Origin of the sequence: Brevibacterium antiquum (assembly GCF_016107655.1) — a bacterium.
Lineage (GTDB): Bacteria > Actinomycetota > Actinomycetes > Actinomycetales > Brevibacteriaceae > Brevibacterium > Brevibacterium antiquum.
Genome location: NZ_JABASX010000005.1, coordinates 198572 through 217942 on the forward strand (window position 1 = coordinate 198572; position 19371 = coordinate 217942).

Consider the following 19371-nt stretch of genomic DNA (forward strand, 5'->3'; position numbering starts at 1 on the left):
CGACCACCTGACCTTAGGATTGGCACCATGAACTCGCAGCGCACGCAGAATATCAGGACCGTCTCCTCCCGCCTCAACTCATTCCACTCGGCCATGTACTTCTCCGAGATCGTGGGCCGGAAATATGCCGAGCACGGACTCGAACCCGGGGTCGAAGGGAATCTGGCGGCACGATCTGCCCCGATGGGGCGTGTGAACGCCGGCGTCGTCAGCGCCGCCTACTACAACTACTCACATTCCTACCTCGCAACCCAGTTCCCGAAGCTGTGGGACACGGTCTCTCCCGAGACGATGGTGCAGGTGCGCTTCGATGCAGTGACCGCCTTCATGGCCGAGCTCTTCGACGCTCGCGAGGACATCGCACTGCTCACCGAGGCGGCCACGGAGCTGGCCACGGCCATGACCCCGGTGCTGGACAACATGGACTTCTCGGGCCGGGCACTGGCCCAAGCCACGACGGACGCACTGGCTGCGCACAAACCGAAGACCGCATTCGAGCAGCTGTGGAACGTGGCCACCATCGCCAGAGAATTCCGCGGAGACGGTCACGTCGCCTCGCTCGTGACTGCGGGTGTTCCAGGCATCGACGCCCTCATGCTCGATGTGGCAACCGGTGCCTCCTTCAAACCGCGTGCGGCACAGAAGACCCGCGGATACACCGATGAGGAATGGAAGGCTGCGCAGACACGCCTGGCCGAAGCCGGTCTCCTCACCGTCGATGAAGACGAACGCGGCTTCGACCTGCCTGCCATCACCGATGCAGGCCGTGACCTGAAGGAACAGGTCGAGCAGCTCACCGACGGCACCGTGGCCGCCGCCTGGTCAGCACTGACCGATGAGGAGATCGAGTCACTCGTGTCCCCCAGTCGCAGTCTGATCAAGGTGCTGGCACAGTCAGGAGCCTTCCCGTCCTCGGTCTTCGCCCAGCCGGCGAAGAAGACCAGCTGAAGCACGGCGAAGGACCCCGACGTGCCGGAACAGGTCGACGTGGGAGTTCTTGACTCCCTTGATGAGCACCGTGATCCCGCGGCGTTCGAAGGTGTGGACCACCTCGGCGGGGATGCGGGCGGATGAGTGAAGCGGCGAATGGCTCTCAGGCTGATTCAGCGGGAGATGTGTGAGCTCACCTCGGCGGCGATGGACTTCGCCTCGTCCGATGTGGGTCCTTCGGCGGAGAAGACGGCCCGGCGGTAGTACTGGAGCTCGACGATCGAGTCGAGGATGTCGCCGAGGGCGCGATGGCCGCCGTGCTTCTCCGGGGACTGGAAGTAGGCGCGGGGGAACCACTGCTTGCTCAGTTCCTTGATCGAGGACACGTCGATGATCCGGTAGTGGAGGTGATCGACGAGCTCGGGCATCTGCTTTGTGAGGAAGACCTTGTCGGTGCCCACCGAGTTGCCGCCCAGCGGTGCCTTGCCCGACTCCGGGACGTGCTTCTTGATGTACTCGAGCACCTGTGTCTGTGCCTCGGCGACCGTCGTGCCCGCATCGAGTTCGGTGATGAGTCCGGAGCTCGTGTGCATCTGGGTGACGAAGTCGTTCATGTTCTCCAGCGCCGCGGCAGAGGGTCTGATGACGATGTCGATGCCCTCGTCGAGGGGGTTGAGGTCGAAGTCGGTGACGACAGCCGCCACTTCGATGAGCTCATCCCTGACTTCGTCGAGGCCGGTCATTTCACAGTCGATCCACACAATTTTGTCGTTGCTCACCAGTCCAGCTTAAGGCAGAGTGGCGGCTCTGAGCATTCCGCCCGGCTGTGCGCACCGACACACGCTGAGTACACGCACAAAACCAATACGCGCGCAGTGACTTAAACTTGGACTGTCCCACGAGTGAACGTGGGGCCAGAAGACACTTTGTTGAGGGAAGGGTTCGTACGTGCGCTACACACTTGCTGTGATTCTCATGGTGGTGGGTGTCGTTGTCGGAGGCCTCGGTGTTCTGCAGAAGACCCTGTGGGCGCCGGACGACCAGATCACCGCGACCACAGAGATCGATGCAGACACACCGGCCGTCGTCATCGACCCCGGCATGCTCAATCTCTACGAAACCCCCGCAACACTCGAAGTCAAGGGATCGGGGGATCTCACGATCGCCCAGGCGCCGGCCGAGAACGTCGATGCCTGGGTGGGCGACTCAGCCTCGGCGCATGTGACCGGTCTGGCACCCGAGGGCAAACTGACCGTGAAGGCCCAGGACGGCAAGGCCAAGGTGCCCAACCCGGCCGGGGCGGACCTCTGGACCTCCGAAGTCACCGGAACCGACTCCGTGACCCTTGATTGGACCGACGACGCGAACCGAACAGGCTTCCTCATCGCCGGTAGCGGTGAGCCAGGTGACGTCAAGACCGTCACCATCTCCTGGCCCAGCCATGCGGAGACCCCCTGGGCCATTCCGCTGATGATCATCGGCGGTGCGCTGTTCGTCGGCGGCATCGTCGTCCTCTTCTTCAACCGCAACAGCGCGAAGAAGGAGAAGAACCGGCGCACGGCCCGTCAGGAGCGTCGTCGCAAGCTGGCAGAATACGGAACCGCATTCGCGATCGTTCCGGTTCTGGCTCTCAGTGCCTGCGGGCCTGAAGAGCTGCCCAAGCCTGAGCCTTCGGAGGCCCCGAGCTCTGCCGCAGCCGGAGTCAACGACGACCAAGCCAAACGGATCCTCGACTCCGTGGCCGAAGACATCAAGGCAGCCGACAAGGGCACAGACAGCACCGAGCTGAAGAAGAGCGCCACAGGGCCCGCCCTGCAGCAGCGCGAGGACGCCTACAAGGTGAAGAAGAAGGTCAAGGATCAGAAGCTGCCGCCGGCAGTGGCCAACGAGAAGGTCGTCGTCAACTACACCGCGGCCACCGACTCCTGGCCGCGCATGACCAGCCTCATCACCTCGGAGGGCAAAGACACCCAGCTGCTCGTGCTGACTCAGGAAGATCCGCGCTCCGATTACAAGCTGTGGTCGCAGACCCAGTTGGTCCCGGGCACAGAACTGCCGGAGATCCCCGATGCCAGGCAGGGCTCGCAGCTCCTTGATCCCAAGACCAAGGACTTCGCGATGACACCGGAGAAGGCAGTGTCCGACTACGCGAAGGCGCTGGGCTCGGGGAAGGACTCGAAGGAAGCGAAGAAGTTCGAGTCCGATGACTTCTCGAAGTCGATCTGGACGAACCAGCAGGCGCAGAAGCAGAGTGCAGAAGACGGCAAGGCCGAGGTCAAGTACAAGTACACTCCCGGCAAGGAGATCGTCGCGCAGGGAACTGCAGGCGATGCCGCTGTCGTCACCGGAGTCATCGAGGCCGAGTCCACGATCTCTCCGGAATCCGTTGACGGACGCACCGGAACCCTGACTCTCTCAAGCCCACAGAAGGAGCTGACCGGATCCGACAGCACCCAGCAGCCGGTGACGACGAAGACCACTCAGGTCCTGACGTTCCTCGTGCCCAAGGACGGCAAGGCGCGCCTCATCGGCGGACTGGAGACCCTCAGCGGAGCCGAACTGGAATAGTCCGAACCGGAAGAATAGTCGCAGGCCCGGCGGTGTTGATACGTTCTATGCTGGATGTCATCAGCACCGTCCGAGCTTGAGAGTTCTCGACGAACGTCTGGACCAAAAAGCTCCCGACGGACGCGCACCGTAGAAATTCGCACTTCCCGCAACAAAGGAGACCACGTGTCAATGGATCCCTCGCAGGACAACACGCAGCCCAACCAAGGACTCGATCTGTCCGCGGTGCGCAGCAGAAACCTGCCCCATGAGGAGCAGAGCGGTGGACAGGGGCAGGCCGCCGGCGGACCTGCTGACCCGAATGCGGTTGCCGTCCCGGCGCTGACCTTCGACGTCGACGAGGCCAGCTTCACCGAGGTCGTCGCAATGTCGGATCGGGTTCCTGTCGTCATCGACCTGTGGGCGGACCGGAGTGAAGCGGCTAAGCAGCTCTCGCCGATCGTCCAGCGCGTCGTCGAATCTTTCGGCGGCCGACTGGTCCTGGCCCGGGTCGACGTCGATGCCAATCCGCGACTGCAGCAGGCCTTCGGCGTCGAGTCGATTCCGAATATCATCGCCATCGTCAAAGGTCAGCCTGTCCCGCTGTTCCAGAGTGCACTGCCCGAGCAGCAGGTGAGGGCCTACTTCGATGAGCTGCTCAAGCTCGCCGGAGAGAACGGCGTCACCGGACACGCCGTCGTCGCCGGAGCCGAGCAGGAACCAGCAGGTCCTGCCCACCCTGAGGCCGAAGAGGCGCTGAGCCGGGGAGACTTCGACACCGCCGAATCCCTGTTCAAGACAGCGCTGGCCGCGTCACCGGCCGATGAGGAAGCGAAATTCGGTCTGGCCAGAGCCGGGCTGGGCCGCCGCCTCATCGACGCCGATCCGCAGCAGCTCGTCGCCACCGCAGATGCGAACCCGAAGGACGCCGAGGCGGCCAAGGCGGCTGCCGACGCAGAGATCGTCGGAGGCAACCCGAGCAGTGCCTTCAACCGACTGATCTCGCTGATCCGCGTCAGCGCGGGCGACGAGAAGGAAGCGCTGCGACTGCGGGTGCTCGAACTCTTCGAAGTCCTGGGTGCGGATGCTCCGGCCGTGACCAAGGCACGCACAGCATTGATGAGGGCCTTGTTCTGATCCAGAGAATCCGTCTCACCACAGCCATACTGTTTACGTTCGCAGCGGTGATCGTGGCAGTACTGGTCATCTCCGCGCTGTCCGTCGTCGGCACCGACGAGGTCACGGAGACCAGGGACTTCACCGTCAAGGACGGCGCCCACGCTGTCGTCCTCGACGAGGCGATCGTTCCCTATTCGGGCACCAACGTGACCGTTGAGGCCGCGAACGCCGATGGCAAGAAACTGTTCGTCGGCACGGCGAACGGCGTCGACACCGACAGCATCCTCGACGGAGTGGCGCAGGAGCAAATCAGCAACGTCGAGTTCCCCAACACCGTCGAGCACCGGTTCATCCCCGGCGACGACGCTCCCGAAGCGACGCTCACCGACAGGGACTGGTGGACCAGCAAGGACACGGGGGAGAAGGTGGCGAAGACCTTCGACCTCGACGCTGACCCGCAGGTCCTGGTCATCGCCGCCGCGGACGAGGGCGAAAATCTTGATGGGACCACAGTCTCGCTGAAGATGCGTGTGGAGGGAGTCCTGGCTTTGAGTTTGGTCGGAATCGCGTTGGGCATCATCTTGGCCGGATTTGGCGCCTACTTCTTCCTGCGCTGGTTCAACGGCCGCATCCGGCCCGAGAAGAAGCGGTCGGTCGCCCGAAAGACCGGTCGCGGTCCAGGCCCAGGCCCAGGCCCAGGGCCTGGTGCCGGCCCGGGCCCCGGCGCTGGGACTGACCCCAACGGGCCTATGACGAATACCGGCAGGGTGCGGAGTTCTCGCCTCGTGAAGAACCCTGGCGGCGGGACGGCGCAGCCACCTCGGCGGGCGAACTCACGGGGCAGACGATCGCTGCGCATCGTCACAGCCGCGTCGCTGACGACCGGGCTGGCATTGAGCGGATGCACCGCGCTGCCGGTGGCGCAGCCGCACAGCCCAGACATCACGCCCTATGAGCGCGCGGCGATGCGCCCGGGTGAGGCCGGGGAATTCATGACCGGCTACACCGAATCACTCGATGAGATCCTCAACGATGGAGGAAAGGACCTCGAAAAGATTCAGGGCGAGCCCCTGATCGATCGGACCCGCGCACAGATGCAGATCGCGAAGAAGGCGAAGCAGAAGCTGCGGGCACCGAACTTCAGCGAGGTCGTCGCCGGCAGCCCGAGCTTCACCGAATACCCGATGTGGTTCTACGCATTCGGCACCGCAAAAGGGGACGCGAAGCTCACGCAGGTCCAGCTGGCCACCCGAGAATCCGCCTCAACCGAGCCGATCGTGCGCACTGCCTCCTATATTCCCAGCGATCAGATGCCGACGCTGATGGCCGACGGGAAAGGGGCCGTCAAGCCCGGCCCAGAGGGATTCGACAAGGAGATGACGGCGACCGCGGACCAGGTCTCGAAGTTCCTGGCCGACGGCAAGGCCGACGCCGCGGATGCCGACGGGCTCAAAGAAGGCGGATTCAAGGACTTCAGAGGCTACCTGGGTGACCTGCGGGGCAAGGACTCGGGATTCGACAAGGTCGATATCTCCTGCAAGCCCTATGAGAAGCTCGACTTCACCTCGATGACCCTGAGCACCGAGCACGGCGCCATCGGAATGGGCGAGGTCCGCTGCACCCTGACGATCGAGGTCCCCGACGACTATTCGGTCGACCTGGGCGACACCATCGAAGCGGTGAAGACCAACGACAAGGATGGAAACACCGTCAAGGTCGACACCGCCCACCCGTATGTGCTGATGAAGACCGGTGATGAGCTGAGCGCCGTGGCCACCGATTGGAACGTGCTGTCCTCACGCATCGAGTGAGCGCAGCCGTCTTCACGCAGCGAGTTTCAGGACCAGTCAGGCCCCACGACCAGTCAGGCCCCGCCGAGGTGGGGCCTGACTTCTCAGTTGGTGCGGATTCTGCGCCCCACGAGGTAGAGCCACCACAATCCGACGAGGGGCAGGATGAGCGGGATGTATCCGTATCCGCTGCCGAAGGATGACCACACGGAGGGCTTGGCGAAGTCCTCCGGATGGGTGAAGCTGAGGATGCCGACGATGATGACGCCGACGAACTCGACGAGGCAGGCGCCGATCGCGATCCGGTGTGAGACGCGGTTGCCGATGACCAGGCAGATCGTGGCCACGATGTAGATGACGGCGGCGATCACGGACAGCGAGTACGCGACCGGGGCCACGTCGAACTCGCGGATGACCTGGTAGCCGGCGCGTGCGGTCGCCGAGAGCGCGAAGACCCCGTAGACGGCCGTCAGTGCTCGGCCTGGGCCGGTGTGCATCGCCGAGAACGGTGAGCGGTTGCGCTTCGCGGCCCGTTCCTTCTTCGCCGAGGCGGCCGCTGCGCGCGCACCGCCATCGTCGTTTCGCTTCTTCACTGCCAAATCTGGTCCAATCTCTCGATCATGACGATCACCGTCAGTCCTGCCGCCGCGAGCACTCCCGGCCCCCAGCGACTCAGTTCCGCGAACGCCCAGAAGCCGGCCAGGGCGATGACGAGGATCGCGGTGATGACGTAGCCGAAGTACAGGAGCGGATCGATGCCGTGGGTTGACCCGAATGTGGCGATCGAGAGAACCAGCTGCACGATGAGCAGCAGCAGAAGCACAGCGGTCGCGCCGAGCAGCAGTGTGCCGGCGGGGCGGTTGCGGATGGTCTCGATGATCGACCAGATGGCCAGGACGGCGGAGACGGCATAGAGCACGATGGTGAAAACGGTGAACACCCGGCCCAGTTTAGTCGGCGTGAACTCGGCCCCGGAACTTCAGGTGCCCGCCGGCGGCCCGGTATCGGGTGAGATGCGGCACTGATCCTGGCCGAAGTGCCCTTCACGGCCTAAAATAGGGAGAGTGCCGATTTACCTTGACCACGCAGCCACCTCGCCGATGCCGGCAGAGGTGCTCGACGTCTACACCGCTGAGCTGAGCCGACGCGCCAATCCCTCGGCCCTGCATGCCGTAGGTCAGGCCGCGCGGATGCGCATCGAGACGGCCCGCGAGGACATCGCCCGTGGTGTCGGGGCCGCAACATCATCCGAGGTCATCTTCACCTCCGGCGGCACTGAGGCCGACAACTTCGCGCTCAAGGGCCTCTACCTCTCGCGTAACAACTCCACCTTCGAAGCGCCGGTTCGCCCACGCGTGCTCACCACGACGATCGAACATCATGCGATCCTCGACTCCGTGGAATGGCTGGCCAGTCAGGGTGCCGAGATCGTCTACCTCGACGTTGACGAACAAGGACGCCTCGACCTCGACGCGGCCCTGGCCGAACTGCGCCGCGCCCCAGAGCGCACGGCACTCATCTCCATCATGGCCGCGAACAATGAGATCGGCACCCTTCAGCCGATCGCCGAAATCGGTGCAGTCGCCAAGGAACTCGGTGTTCCCTTCCACATCGACGCCGTGCAGGCTCTGGGCCAGATTCCGCTGAACTTCGCCGAGCTCGGTGCCACCGCCATGTCGATCACCGCTCACAAGATCGGCGGACCCGTGGGCATCGGTGCACTGCTGCTCGACCGCGGTGCCGCCCCCGCGCCGATCCTTCACGGCGGGGGACAGGAACGCGGTGTCCGCTCGGGCACACTTGACGTCGCCGGTGCCGTAGCCTTCGCCAAGGCGGTCGAACTCGCCACCGCCGACATCGGGACACGAGCCGCCCGCTTCTCATTCCTGCGCGACCGTCTCATCGCCGGCATCGAGGACACGGTCCCCCATGCCACGTTGTCCGGTCGCCGAGGTGGAGGCAGGCTTCCCGCGAACGCGCACTTCACGTTCTCCGGATGTGAAGGCGACTCCCTGCTCTTCGGCCTCGACGCGAGAGGACTGGCGACCTCGACGGGTTCGGCCTGCTCGGCCGGGGTCTCACGTCCCTCACATGTGCTGCTGGCCTGCGGCATGGAGGAAGACGTCGCCAGATCAGCCCAACGATTCAGCCTCGGCCACGACTCGACCGAAGAAGAGGTCGATCGTCTTCTCGAGGTTCTGCCCGAGGTCGTCGAACAAGCACATCAGGCCGGAATGGTCTCGGCCACTCCGCGCTGGATGCAAGGAGCATCATGAAAATTCTCGTCGCCATGTCCGGCGGAGTCGACTCGTCAGTCGCCGCGGCACGTGCCGTCGACGCCGGCCACGAAGTCGTCGGCGTCCACCTCGCCCTGTCCCGCATGCCCGGAACCCTGCGCACAGGTTCACGCGGCTGCTGCACCATCGAAGACTCCAGGGACGCCCACCGCGTGGCCGGGATGCTCGACATCCCGTTCTACGTGTGGGACTTCTCCGAACGGTTCAAAGAGGACATCGTCGATGACTTCATCGCCGAGTATGCGGCCGGACGCACACCCAATCCGTGCATGCGCTGCAATGAGCGCATCAAGTTCGCGGCCCTCCTCGACCGTGCCCTGGCACTGGGCTTCGACGCCATCGCCACAGGTCATTACGCCGAGGTCCTGCGCGACGAGGACGGGCGACCGGAACTCCACCGCGGCGAGGATCTCGCGAAGGACCAGTCCTACGTCCTCGGTGTGCTCTCCGGCGATCAGCTCGAGCACTGCTACTTCCCGATCGGCGCGACCGCGTCGAAGGCAGAAGTCCGCGCCGAGGCTGCCGAGCGCGGATTCTCCGTGGCCAACAAGCCTGATTCCTACGATATCTGCTTCATCCCCGATGGTGACACGAAGGCGTGGCTGGCGGACAAGATCCCCATGCGCCCCGGCCTCATCAAGGACGCCGAGGGCGAGACCCTGGGCGAACACGACGGTGCGATGACCTACACCATCGGCCAGCGCAAGGGCCTGGGCATCCAGAAGCCCGCGGCCGATGGTCAGCCGCGCTTCGTCACCGGCCTCGACCCGGCCTCGAACACCGTCACGGTGGGCTCCCGCAGTGATCTCGGGGTCTCCCACCTGACCGGGATCCGGACCACATGGGCCGGACCGGCACCGGCAGACATCGGCAGCGAACCGGCGACCGCCATCGACTGTGAGGTCCAGATCCGGGCCCACAGCGACCCGGTTCCGGCTCGGGCCTGGCTGGGAGACTACATCTCCGAGGCACCCGAGCATGAAGTGAACCCGATCGTCGACGAGGTCGACGTGCCGGCCGCACGACCTGCCGGACAGCTCATGCACATCGACGTCGACGAGGAGCTCTCCGGCGTCGCACCCGGGCAGACTATGGTCATCTACCGCGGAACCCGGGTCCTGGGCCAGGCCACCATCGATGTGACAGCCAAGGACCGCCTCGGCGTCTGAGCTGTGCTCCTCGCCCCTGCGTTAACCTGGGGGTATGAAGGAATTTCCCCAAGATGTCGTCACGGCACCTTTCGGAACCTGGTCATCTCCGCTGAGCGCTGCGGAGGTGGCCGCCGGCTCCGCACCGATCTTCGATGCCGCATTCCGCGGTGAGCACATCTACTTCTCCACGAAGGTTCCAGCGGAGAATTCCCGCACCGGGCTGATCCGGACCTCACTGTCGCATCCGGGGCTGAAGGAGCAGGTGCTGCCCGCGGAGTTCAACATCAGATCCTCGGTGCACGAATACGGGGGAGCCGCCTGGGCCCTGGACCCCAGCAGCGAGGTCATCTACTTCGTCAATGCCTCCGACCAGCGGATCTGGCAGATCATTCCGGGCAGAGCCCCGCACGCGCTGACCCCGGACACCTCGGGCCGCATCCGGTACGGGGACCTGACGATGACCAGTTGGGGTCTGCTGTGCGTGCGTGAGGATTGCCGGTCCACGCACAGGGAACGAGCCATCGTCCTCATCACCAGGCACGGGACGACGAATGTGCTCTCGCGCCATTCTCACTTCATGGCCTGGCCCCGGCTGTCTCCGGACGGCTCCACATTGGCGTTCATCGGCTGGGAGCACCCCAACATGCCCTGGGACTCGACGAGCCTGTGGCTCATCGACGTTCGCACCCAGGACACTCCCGTCGCCGCGGTTATGCACGGACATGACGTTTCGCTTCTGCAACCGGATTTCACCTCGGACTCCTCGCTGATCATCAGCTCCGACCACAACGGTCACTGGGCCCTGTACTCATTGGACTTCGAACCGATCGACTGTCTTGTCCGTGACAGACGTGCGGCTGCGAAGGACTCTGGAGAGGAGATCAACGCCGGTGAGCAACTCGACATCTCCGCGCTGCGGCCGGTCCTCGACACCGGCGGCGAGATCGGCGGCCCTCTCTGGCAGTTGGGCACCAATTGGCATCTGAGTGACGACGAGGAGATCTGGGCCCACTCCCAGTCCGCGACCGCCTCCCTGATCAGAGCGAGGCACGAAGGTGAGGCCGAGGAGATCAGACCGCAGGGGGAGCGGTTCGGCAGCCTCGAACTCCACGACCTGAGCCACAGCCATGTTCTCCTGACGGGAAAGTCCGCGGACTCGACCGGAGCCCTGTATGCCGTGGACCGGGCCAGCGGCACCTTCATTGAGATCGCGCAGGAACGCCTCGATGCTCATCAGGACTACTATTCGCGCCCCCGCACCCGGGAACTCGGCGGCGTCCCCGTCGTCATCCACCCACCGCACAATCCGCGATTCACCGCCCTCGGCCGTGAACTTCCGCCCTATGTGATCTCCATCCACGGCGGACCGACAGGTCAGGCGACCCCCGACATGTCGGCCCGGTCCAGCTACTTCACCTCCCGGGGAATCGGCGTGATGGAGGTCAACTACGGCGGCTCGACCGGGTACGGGCGCAGATGGCGCGACCGCCTGCGCGGACAGTGGGGGATCGTCGACGTCTCCGACACCCTCGCCGCCCTCGAAGCTCTTGTGGCCGAGGGGCTGGCCGACCCTCACCGCATCGCGATCTCCGGGGCCTCGTCCGGTGGATGGACCGTGCTGTCGGCGCTGGCCTCATCGGAGGCATTCGCCTGCGGCACCTCCTATTTCGGGGTCACCGACCTGATGCGCTTCGTCGTCGACACCCACGACTTCGAGAGGCATTACATCGACGGACTGGTCGGCCCATGGCCGGAGGCACAGGACGCCTACATCACTCGGTCCCCGATTCGACGGACGAGTCAGATCAACGTTCCGGTGGCCATCATGCAAGGCGATCGGGACCCGATCGTACCGCCCAGTCAGGCCCAAGAATTCGTCGATATGTTGGAACTGACCGGAGTGGAGTACATTTACCGTCTGTACAAGGGTGAATCCCACGGATTCGTCCGCGCCGAAACCATCATCGATTCCCTGGAAAGCGAGTTCGGGTTCTATGCCGACGTCTTCGGAATCCCACACAGCTGCAACCATGGCTGAAACGGTCGAGACTCCAACCACCCTTCGCCCGGCAGGGACGACCACCGGAGTCTGGATCCCCGGCCCCAGAGCAGAGACCGGGCCCGGCTCCATGTCCGGTGCCTCCGGATACATCGCGAACAGTCCCGTTCGTGAGGCGGCCGCGGCGGCCTTCACCCACCTCGGTGAGCAGCTGCCACCGGTGCCGCTGAGCGCGCACCGAGCCGAGGATCGGTGGGGTGCCGATGCGATCGGTCGTGCAGTCGGGCTGCTGACCGATCTCCACGTCGACCGGGCCTCCTTCGGCTGGCGACTGACGAGCGCAGCGGGGAGAGACGAACGACTCGAGTCCTCGGCACTGAGTGAGGCCTTCGATGCCATCGCCGAATACGGGGACGGCTACACCGGTGGGGTCCAGATCTCCCTGCCGGGACCCTGGACCCTGGTCACCGCGCTGAGCCTGACATCCGGGGCTCCTGTGCTCGGCGACCTCGGCGCCCGCCGCGATGTCATCCAGGCCTATGCCTTCGGGCTTGCCGCCTTCGCCGACAAACTCTCCACGCTCGGCATGCAGCCCGTGATCCGCCTCGTCGAGACCCGCCTGCATCCGGTGCTCACCGGCACCTGGCCCACGGTCTCCGGCTGGGCCACCCTGCCCGCGGTCAACGAGACCCAGGTCTACGCTGCCCTGCAGTCGACGCTGCGCCACCTGCCCCCGGTCCTGCTCAGCCTCCCCGACTTCGACCCTCTGCAGCTGCAGGGCAAAGAGATCACCGCCGCCGAGGTGGTCCGCAACTCCGGTGCCACCGCCGTGTCAGTGCCGTTGGCTAGCCTGAAGGCACAGGGTTGGGAACAGCTGGCCATGATCGCCGAAGCCGGGATCGGGACATGGATGGGGCTGCCGCCGGCCGCAGGTTCGAGACCACAGGAGGTCAAGCACTGGCTGAACCGGATCATGACGCCGTGGAACCGCATCGGCATGAGTGCGAAGAGTCTGCGCGATTTCGGAGTCCTGGCAGGCGAAGAGCTTCCGATGACCTATCCGCCCCTGCTGACCTCGGTCGAAGGGGACGCTGCGAAGAACATCAGCACGGGAACGATGATGATCGCCGCAGGCCTGCGGCGTGCCTTTGAGGAGATCGAATGACCGCAACGCCCGATGACTCAGACCTGTCGGATGCCACCGCCCGTGCTCAGGCGCATGCTGATCTCGTCGAGAAGATCGAAGAGCAGCGCGCCGCCTACTACGCGGATGATTCGCCGCTCGTCTCCGATGCCGAATACGACGAACTCGTCCACAGGCTCGAAGACCTCGAGGAGAAGTTCCCCGAACTCGTCACAGACTCCTCACCGACGCAGACCGTCGGCGGCAGCGTCGACACGTCAACCTTCGACCCGGTCGAGCACATCGGTCGGATGTACAGCCTCGACAATGTCTTCGACTTCGAGGAACTGAGGGGATGGTACGACCGGGTCCGCGCGGCCACCTCGGCGAAGTCGAAGTTCCTCTGCGAACTCAAGATCGACGGACTCGCCGTCAACCTCCTCTACCGCAACGGCGAACTCGTTCGCGCCGCCACCCGCGGCGACGGCCGCATCGGTGAGGACATCACTGCCAATGTCCGCACCATCTCCGATATCCCCGATCACCTCGACACCGACTACCCACCCGCCGAGGTCGAGATCCGTGGGGAGGTGTTCTTCCCGCTGGAGAAGTTCACCGAGCTCAATGCCGCCCTCGTCGAAGAGGGCAAGGCCCCGTTTGCGAACCCCCGCAACTCGGCCGCGGGATCCCTGCGCCAGAAGGACCCAGCCGTCACCGCTGTGCGACCGCTGCACATGCTCGTCCACGGCATCGCCGTATGGACCCCAGCCGATGATTCGCACCCTGAACCTGCTCACCAATCCGAGGTCTATGAGCAGTTCCGGTCATGGGGGCTGCCCATCAGCGAATACTTCAAGGTGCTTGAGACGGTCGATGAGATCGAAGAGTTCATCACCTACTACGGCGAGCACCGTCACGATGTCACCCACGAACTCGACGGCATCGTCATCAAGATCGACGACATCGCCGTCCAGGAGACCCTGGGCTACACCTCACGAGCACCGAGGTGGGCGACGGCCTTCAAATACCCGCCCGAAGAGGTCACGACGAAGCTGCTCGACATTCAGGTCCAGGTGGGAAGGACCGGTCGAGTCACCCCGTTCGCGGTGATGGAGCCGGTGACCGTCGCCGGCTCCACGGTGGAACGAGCGACCCTGCACAACGGCTACGAGGTCAAGCGCAAGGGCGTGCTCATCGGCGACACGGTCACCCTGCGCAAGGCCGGCGATGTCATTCCCGAGGTGCTGGGCCCGGTGGTCGCACAGCGTGACGGCAGCGAATACGAGTTCGTCATGCCCACCCACTGCCCTTCATGCGGGACCGAGCTGGGGGAGCAGAAGGCAGGGGACAAGGACAAACGCTGCCCGAACTCCCGGTCATGCCCCGCACAGCTTGCCAACCGCATCTTCTACCTGGCATCCCGCGCCGCCTTCGACATCGAAGCCCTGGGCGAGGAGGCGGCGCTGGCACTGACCGCTCCGGCCGAGCCCGAGCAGCCGCCGCTGACCTCTGAGGCATTCCTCTTCGACCTCACTGCCGAAGATTTGGCCGATGTGAAGATCTGGCGAAACAAGAAGGTCAAAGGGGTGGAGACCGGGGAGCGTGAACTCGTGCCCTACTTCTACACGCGAGCTGCTGCGAAGAAGCCGAGTGCCCCGAGTGCCAATACGACAAAGCTCTTCGAGGAACTCGACAAAGCCAGAGATCAGGACCTGTGGCGAGTCCTCGTCGCACTCTCGATCAGGCACGTCGGTCCGACCGCAGCACGCACCCTGGCCGCACACTTCCGGACGCTCGAGGCGATCCGGGCCGCTGAGCTCGAAGAGCTCTCAGCCGTCGACGGCATCGGATCGACGATCGCGGCGAGCATCCGCGACTGGTTCGCCGTTGACTGGCACATCGAGATCGTCGAAGCGTGGGCTGCCGCCGGAGTCCGGATGGAGGACGAGGCACAGGAAGCAGGCGCGCAGACCCTGGAAGGTCTCACGATCGTGGCGACCGGTTCCCTGAGCACCTTCACGCGTGACGGGATCAAGGAGGCGATCCTCTCCGCCGGTGGCAAGGCCGCCAGCTCGGTGTCGAAGAAGACCGACTATGTGGTGGCAGGTGAGAACGCAGGATCGAAGCTGGACAAAGCCGAATCACTGGGAGTCAGGGTCCTCGACGAGGACACATTCCGCACGCTCCTGGAGACCGGCAGTGTGGACTGATCAGCCATCGAATTTCAGGATCGTCACAGGCATATTCAAGTGGGGAAACAGCTCAGTCTGAAAGAGTGAAGGCATGAAATCAATCCCCCGGTTGGTCGCTGGTACTGCTGTCGTCCTCGCCGCTGTACTCACCACTGCGCCGGTGACAGCTGGTATCGCCGACTTCGTTCTCAACCCGGGACAGCCGCCCATCAAACGCGCAGCCCCTGCACTCTCCGGTTCGACCGCGGAGCTTCTGGCGCCGGTGAGGTCTCGTGGCGAAGACCGCGAGGGCGTCGACGACGAAACCTCTCACAGCACAGGGGCCGACGGTGAGCAGCCGAACGATTCGTACCGTCTGCACGGAGGTCCCAGCGAAGCAGCCGACACGGTATCGCAGGCCAGTGACTTCGTCGTGCGGGCCGGAGATTCGGCGGGCTTGGTCGCACACACCGCTGCCGACGCCCAATCTCGTGTCTCAGATCTTGCGAAGGACCTGCAGACCGGTGTTGACGCTGGTGAGTACACCCAGGAAGACGCGGACAGGGTGCTCAGCGAGCTCTCGAGCTACATCAAGGGCGAACGCACGTGGCCAGAGCGCACCGAGGCCTGAGCTCAGAACCCTGAGCCCGGAACCCTGCCTGAGCCCGGAACTCTGCCTGGCGACACTCGTGCACCTCGGCGAAGCTGCGCAGTGAAGCTCGGCGAACCTCACATCGATCCGATCTGAAGCGGTCCGGCAAAGAGACTAGACTTGCTGACGAGTAAACAGAGACGATGAAAGGCAGGGAATGACGGAGTCCTCCGCAATCACCCCCGAGCAAGTCGAGCATTTGGCCTCGCTGTCTCGGATCGCCATGGGCGAAGACGAGCTGAAATCGCTCGCCGGTGACCTCAGCACCATTTTGAGCAATGTCGCCAGAGTCAACGAAGTGGCCGGCGATGACGTACCGGCGACCAGCCATCCGATCGCACTGTCGAATGTGCTGCGCCCTGATGTCGTGGGTGAGACCCTGACCAGCGAACAGGCTCTGGCCTCGGCTCCGGCATCCGCCGATGACAAATTCCTCGTCCCACAGATCCTTGGGGAGGAATGATGAGCGAACTGATCAATAGGAGCGCCCTTGAACTCGCCGCAGGATTGAAAGCCGGCGAGTTCTCCTCCGTCGAGGTGACTCAGGCTCACCTGGATCGCATCCACGCCACCGAAGCCGACTTCGGCTCATTCATCACCGTCACCGACGATCTCGCGCTGGAGACGGCCAAAGCAGTCGATGCCGAACGCAGCGCCGGTGGAGACGTCCACGCCCTGGCCGGAGTGCCCGTGGCGCTCAAGGACCTCGTCGTCACCGAAGGCGTGCGCACGACAGCGGGCTCGAAGATGCTCGAGAACTGGGTTCCACCCTACGAATCCACCGTGCACAAGAAGGTCAAGGCCGCCGGACTTCCGGTCCTGGGCAAGACTAACCTCGACGAGTTCGCGATGGGATCGACGACCGAGCACTCGGCCTTCGGCACCACCCGCAACCCGTGGAACCTCGAGCACGTTCCCGGTGGTTCCTCCGGCGGCGCTGCGGCAGCCCTCGCCGGCTTCCAGGCTCCGCTGTCGGTCGGCACGGACACCGGCGGATCGGTGCGACAGCCCGCCGCATTCACCGGCACCGTCGGTGTGAAGCCGACCTACGGTTCGATCTCACGTTTCGGCATCATCGCCATGGCCTCGAGCCTCGACCAGGTGGGCCCGATGGGCCGCAACGTCGCCGACGCCGCGGCTCTGCACGAACTGCTTGCCGGGCACGACCCGCTCGATTCGACCTCTTTGCCGGACCCGGTGGCAGGTTTCGTCTCTGCGGCACAGACGTCGGATCTGGGGGGCAAGAAGCTCGGCGTCATCAAGCAGCTGCGCGGTGAGGGCTACCAGGACGGCGTCCGCGATGCCTTCTCTGCCGCCCTCGATGTCGCCGCTGCTGCCGGTGCTGAGATCGTCGAGGTCGACTGCCCGTCGATCTCCTACGCACTCGACGCCTACTACCTCATCATGCCTTCCGAGGTGTCATCGAACCTGGCCCGCTACGACGGCATGCGCTACGGGCTGCGGGTCGACCCCGAGTCGGGCCCGGTCACCGCTGAGACGGTCATGGCAGCCACCCGCGCAGCCGGTTTCGGCAATGAGGTCAAGCGCCGCATCATCCTCGGCACCTACGCGCTGTCCGCCGGTTACTACGACGCCTACTACGGGTCGGCACAGAAGATCCGCACCCTGGTGCAGAACGATTTCGCGAAGGCCTTCGCACGCTGCGATGTCCTCGTCTCACCGACGGCACCGACGACCGCGCTGAAGTTCGGCGCCGAGGCGGCATCCGACCCGATGGCCCTCTACCTCGGCGACGTCGCGACGATCCCAGCCAACCTCGCCGGAATCCCGGGACTGTCACTGCCCGCAGGACTGGCCGACGGACTGCCCGTCGGATTCCAGATCCTCGCCCCGGCACGTGAGGATGTGAAGCTGTACGAGGTGGCCGGCCCGCTCGAAGCCGCCTTGGAAGCCTCAGGGACTCGGGTGCTCGATACTCTTGTGGAAGGACTGACCACCAAGTGAAATACGAAGAGGCGATCAAGAAATACGATCCGGTCATCGGCATCGAGGTCCACGTCGAGCTCGGTACCGCGACCAAGATGTTCGACGCCGCCCCCAACACCTTCGGCGGGGGACCGAACACCAACATCACCCCCACCTCGCTGGGACTGCCCGGCTCCCTTCCCGTCGTCAACGAGAAGGGTGTGGAGTACGCCATCAAGATCGGCCTGGCGCTGGGCTGTGAGATCGCTGAGACCTGCCGCTTCGCCCGGAAGAACTACTTCTACCCGGACGTTCCCAAGGACTTCCAGACCAGCCAGTCCGATGAGCCCATCGCCGCTGAAGGTGAGGTCGAGATCGAGCTCGAAGACGGAACGATGTTCACCATCCCCATCGAGCGCGCCCACATGGAAGAGGACGCGGGCAAGAACACCCATATCGGCGGCGCCACCGGCCGCATCCACGGAGCCGACCATTCCCTGGTCGACTACAACCGCGCCGGTGTGCCCCTGGTCGAGATCGTGACCCACCCGATCACCGGGACAGGGGATCGGGCCGCCGAGGTGGCCTCCACCTACGTGCGCACGCTGCGCGACATCTTCCGCGCCCTCGACGTCTCCGAAGCACGCATGGAACAGGGCAACGTCCGTGCCGATGTCAACGTGTCCCTGCGCGAGAGCCCCGATGCTCCACTGGGCACCCGCACAGAGACGAAGAACGTCAACTCCTTCCGTTCGATCGAACGCGCGGTCCGCTACGAGATCGCCCGCCAGGCGACCCGGCTCGAAGCCGGAGAGAAGATCGTGCAGGAGACCCGTCACTTCCATGAAGGCACGGGGGAGACCTCGTCGGGGCGCCCGAAGTCCGACGCCGATGACTACCGTTACTTCCCGGAGCCCGATCTGGTGCCTCTCGTCCCCAGCCGCGATTGGGTCGAGGAGCTGCGGGCGACTCTGCCTGAACTGCCTGCGCAGAAGCGCCGCCGTCTTGCAGGCGTGTGGGGCTTCTCCGACCTGGAGATGCGTGACATCGTCAACGCCGGTCTGCTCGAAGTCATCGAGGAGACGGTAGACGCCGGCGCGAAGCCTGCAGCGGCACGCAAATGGTGGACCGGTGAGGTCGCCAGGCTGGCCAACCAGAAGGATCAGCCCACCGCCGAGCTCGTCACACCGAAGCAGGTCGCAGCTCTGATCGGACTGATCAACGAGGGCAAGCTCAATGACAAGCTCGCGAAGGACGTCCTCACAGCCGTTGCCGACGGAGAAGGCGAACCGGCCGAGGTGATGAGTGCGCGTGGTCTCGAGATCGTCGAAGACACCGGTGCGCTTGAGGCCGCCGTTGAGGAAGCCATCGCTGCGAACCCCGACGTGGTCGAGAAGATCAAGGGCGGGAAGATGCAGGCCATCGGTGCCCTGATGGGACCGATCATGAAGGCCACCCGCGGTCAGGCCGATGCCGGAAAGGCCAAGGACCTGATCCTGGCCAAGATCAACGGCTGATTTCGCCGGCGGTCGCTTCAGCAGGCGACCGAACAGAACTCAGGATTGATCCAGCCACACCCTCTAGACTCGGATACCAAAGAAGTCCGGAGGGTGTGGCTGTTCGCATTCTCACGGGCCAGACGCTGACAGCGCCGGACCAGGATTCG

General features: G+C 64.5%; 16 protein-coding genes. 13 read left to right on the forward strand and 3 right to left on the reverse strand.

Going from position 1 to position 19371, the window contains the following annotated elements; genetic code table 11:
• The first annotated feature begins 27 nt into the window (after positions 1-27).
• A complete protein-coding gene (locus JFC13_RS10290; RefSeq protein WP_198396984.1) occupies positions 28-948 on the forward strand; it encodes an SCO6745 family protein in 921 nt (306 codons plus the stop codon).
• Positions 949-1103: 155 nt separating this feature from the next.
• Here the strand turns inward: JFC13_RS10290 and orn are convergent, their stop codons facing one another.
• Positions 1104-1673, reverse strand: a complete 570-nt coding sequence (gene orn, locus JFC13_RS10295; RefSeq protein WP_232488494.1) for an oligoribonuclease — start codon at positions 1671-1673, stop codon at positions 1104-1106.
• Between the two features lie 205 nt (positions 1674-1878).
• On the opposite strand from orn, the gene JFC13_RS10300 reads away from it, so the two are divergent.
• The 3 genes from JFC13_RS10300 to JFC13_RS10310 all read left to right on the forward strand — a co-directional run bounded on the left by JFC13_RS10300 (position 1879) and on the right by JFC13_RS10310 (position 6407).
• The gene (locus JFC13_RS10300) at positions 1879-3498 is read left to right on the forward strand and encodes a hypothetical protein (RefSeq protein ID WP_198396986.1); all 1620 of its coding nucleotides are present in this window, start codon (positions 1879-1881) and stop codon (positions 3496-3498) included.
• A 171-nt stretch (positions 3499-3669) separates the two neighbouring features.
• Positions 3670-4614, forward strand: a complete 945-nt coding sequence (locus tag JFC13_RS10305; RefSeq protein WP_198397111.1) for a tetratricopeptide repeat protein — start codon at positions 3670-3672, stop codon at positions 4612-4614.
• 47 nt (positions 4615-4661) lie between these two features.
• Entirely contained in the window at positions 4662-6407 is a 1746-nt protein-coding gene (locus JFC13_RS10310) for a hypothetical protein (protein WP_332839384.1), read from the forward strand.
• An 83-nt stretch (positions 6408-6490) separates the two neighbouring features.
• Here JFC13_RS10310 and JFC13_RS10315 read toward each other — a convergent pair whose 3' ends face one another.
• Positions 6491-6979, reverse strand: coding sequence for a hypothetical protein (locus JFC13_RS10315; RefSeq protein ID WP_408610739.1), 489 nt, complete (start codon positions 6977-6979; stop codon positions 6491-6493).
• Positions 6976-7326, reverse strand: a complete 351-nt coding sequence (locus JFC13_RS10320; protein WP_198396987.1) for a hypothetical protein — start codon at positions 7324-7326, stop codon at positions 6976-6978. The genes JFC13_RS10315 and JFC13_RS10320 overlap by 4 nt, the downstream gene beginning before the upstream one ends.
• Before the next feature lie 124 nt (positions 7327-7450).
• On the opposite strand from JFC13_RS10320, the gene JFC13_RS10325 reads away from it, so the two are divergent.
• The 9 genes from JFC13_RS10325 to gatB all read left to right on the forward strand — a co-directional run bounded on the left by JFC13_RS10325 (position 7451) and on the right by gatB (position 19222).
• Positions 7451-8662, forward strand: coding sequence for a cysteine desulfurase family protein (locus tag JFC13_RS10325; RefSeq protein ID WP_198396988.1), 1212 nt, complete (start codon positions 7451-7453; stop codon positions 8660-8662).
• On the forward strand, positions 8659-9852 hold the full coding sequence (gene mnmA, locus JFC13_RS10330; RefSeq protein ID WP_198396989.1) for a tRNA 2-thiouridine(34) synthase MnmA: 1194 nt from the start codon (positions 8659-8661) through the stop codon (positions 9850-9852). Before JFC13_RS10325 ends, mnmA begins: the two co-directional genes overlap by 4 nt.
• A 34-nt stretch (positions 9853-9886) precedes the next feature.
• A complete protein-coding gene (locus tag JFC13_RS10335) occupies positions 9887-11872 on the forward strand; it encodes a S9 family peptidase (protein WP_198396990.1) in 1986 nt (661 codons plus the stop codon).
• Positions 11865-12998: a hypothetical protein gene (locus tag JFC13_RS10340; protein ID WP_198396991.1), complete on the forward strand. Its 1134-nt coding sequence runs from the start codon at positions 11865-11867 to the stop codon at positions 12996-12998. Before JFC13_RS10335 ends, JFC13_RS10340 begins: the two co-directional genes overlap by 8 nt.
• The gene (gene ligA, locus JFC13_RS10345) at positions 12995-15166 is read left to right on the forward strand and encodes an NAD-dependent DNA ligase LigA (protein ID WP_198396992.1); all 2172 of its coding nucleotides are present in this window, start codon (positions 12995-12997) and stop codon (positions 15164-15166) included. The genes JFC13_RS10340 and ligA overlap by 4 nt, the downstream gene beginning before the upstream one ends.
• A gap of 73 nt (positions 15167-15239) precedes the next feature.
• Positions 15240-15758 carry a hypothetical protein gene (locus tag JFC13_RS10350; RefSeq protein WP_198396993.1) on the forward strand — a complete coding sequence of 173 codons (519 nt, stop codon included), beginning with the start codon at positions 15240-15242 and terminating at the stop codon, positions 15756-15758.
• 178 nt (positions 15759-15936) lie between these two features.
• The gene (gene gatC, locus JFC13_RS10355; RefSeq protein WP_009882665.1) at positions 15937-16242 is read left to right on the forward strand and encodes an Asp-tRNA(Asn)/Glu-tRNA(Gln) amidotransferase subunit GatC; all 306 of its coding nucleotides are present in this window, start codon (positions 15937-15939) and stop codon (positions 16240-16242) included.
• Positions 16242-17744, forward strand: a complete 1503-nt coding sequence (gene gatA / locus JFC13_RS10360) for an Asp-tRNA(Asn)/Glu-tRNA(Gln) amidotransferase subunit GatA (RefSeq protein ID WP_198396994.1) — start codon at positions 16242-16244, stop codon at positions 17742-17744. Before gatC ends, gatA begins: the two co-directional genes overlap by 1 nt.
• Positions 17741-19222 (forward strand): Asp-tRNA(Asn)/Glu-tRNA(Gln) amidotransferase subunit GatB, encoded by a 1482-nt coding sequence (gene gatB, locus JFC13_RS10365; RefSeq protein ID WP_198396995.1) that lies wholly within the window; start codon positions 17741-17743, stop codon positions 19220-19222. Before gatA ends, gatB begins: the two co-directional genes overlap by 4 nt.
• The last annotated feature ends 149 nt before the right edge of the window (positions 19223-19371 follow it).

Bases quoted from the DNA above. Each gene is read 5' to 3' on its own strand.
- mnmA (WP_198396989.1), top strand. From the start codon at position 8,659: ATGAAAATTCTCGTCGCCATGTCCGGCGGAGTCGACTCGTCAGTCGCC.
- ligA (WP_198396992.1), top strand. From the start codon at position 12,995: ATGACCGCAACGCCCGATGACTCAGACCTGTCGGATGCCACCGCCCGT.
- JFC13_RS10290 (WP_198396984.1), top strand. From the start codon at position 28: ATGAACTCGCAGCGCACGCAGAATATCAGGACCGTCTCCTCCCGCCTC.
- JFC13_RS10305 (WP_198397111.1), top strand. From the start codon at position 3,670: ATGGATCCCTCGCAGGACAACACGCAGCCCAACCAAGGACTCGATCTG.
- JFC13_RS10335 (WP_198396990.1), top strand. From the start codon at position 9,887: ATGAAGGAATTTCCCCAAGATGTCGTCACGGCACCTTTCGGAACCTGG.
- orn (WP_232488494.1), bottom strand. From the start codon at position 1,673: ATGACCGGCCTCGACGAAGTCAGGGATGAGCTCATCGAAGTGGCGGCT.
- gatC (WP_009882665.1), top strand. From the start codon at position 15,937: ATGACGGAGTCCTCCGCAATCACCCCCGAGCAAGTCGAGCATTTGGCC.
- JFC13_RS10350 (WP_198396993.1), top strand. From the start codon at position 15,240: ATGAAATCAATCCCCCGGTTGGTCGCTGGTACTGCTGTCGTCCTCGCC.
- gatA (WP_198396994.1), top strand. From the start codon at position 16,242: ATGAGCGAACTGATCAATAGGAGCGCCCTTGAACTCGCCGCAGGATTG.
- JFC13_RS10340 (WP_198396991.1), top strand. From the start codon at position 11,865: ATGGCTGAAACGGTCGAGACTCCAACCACCCTTCGCCCGGCAGGGACG.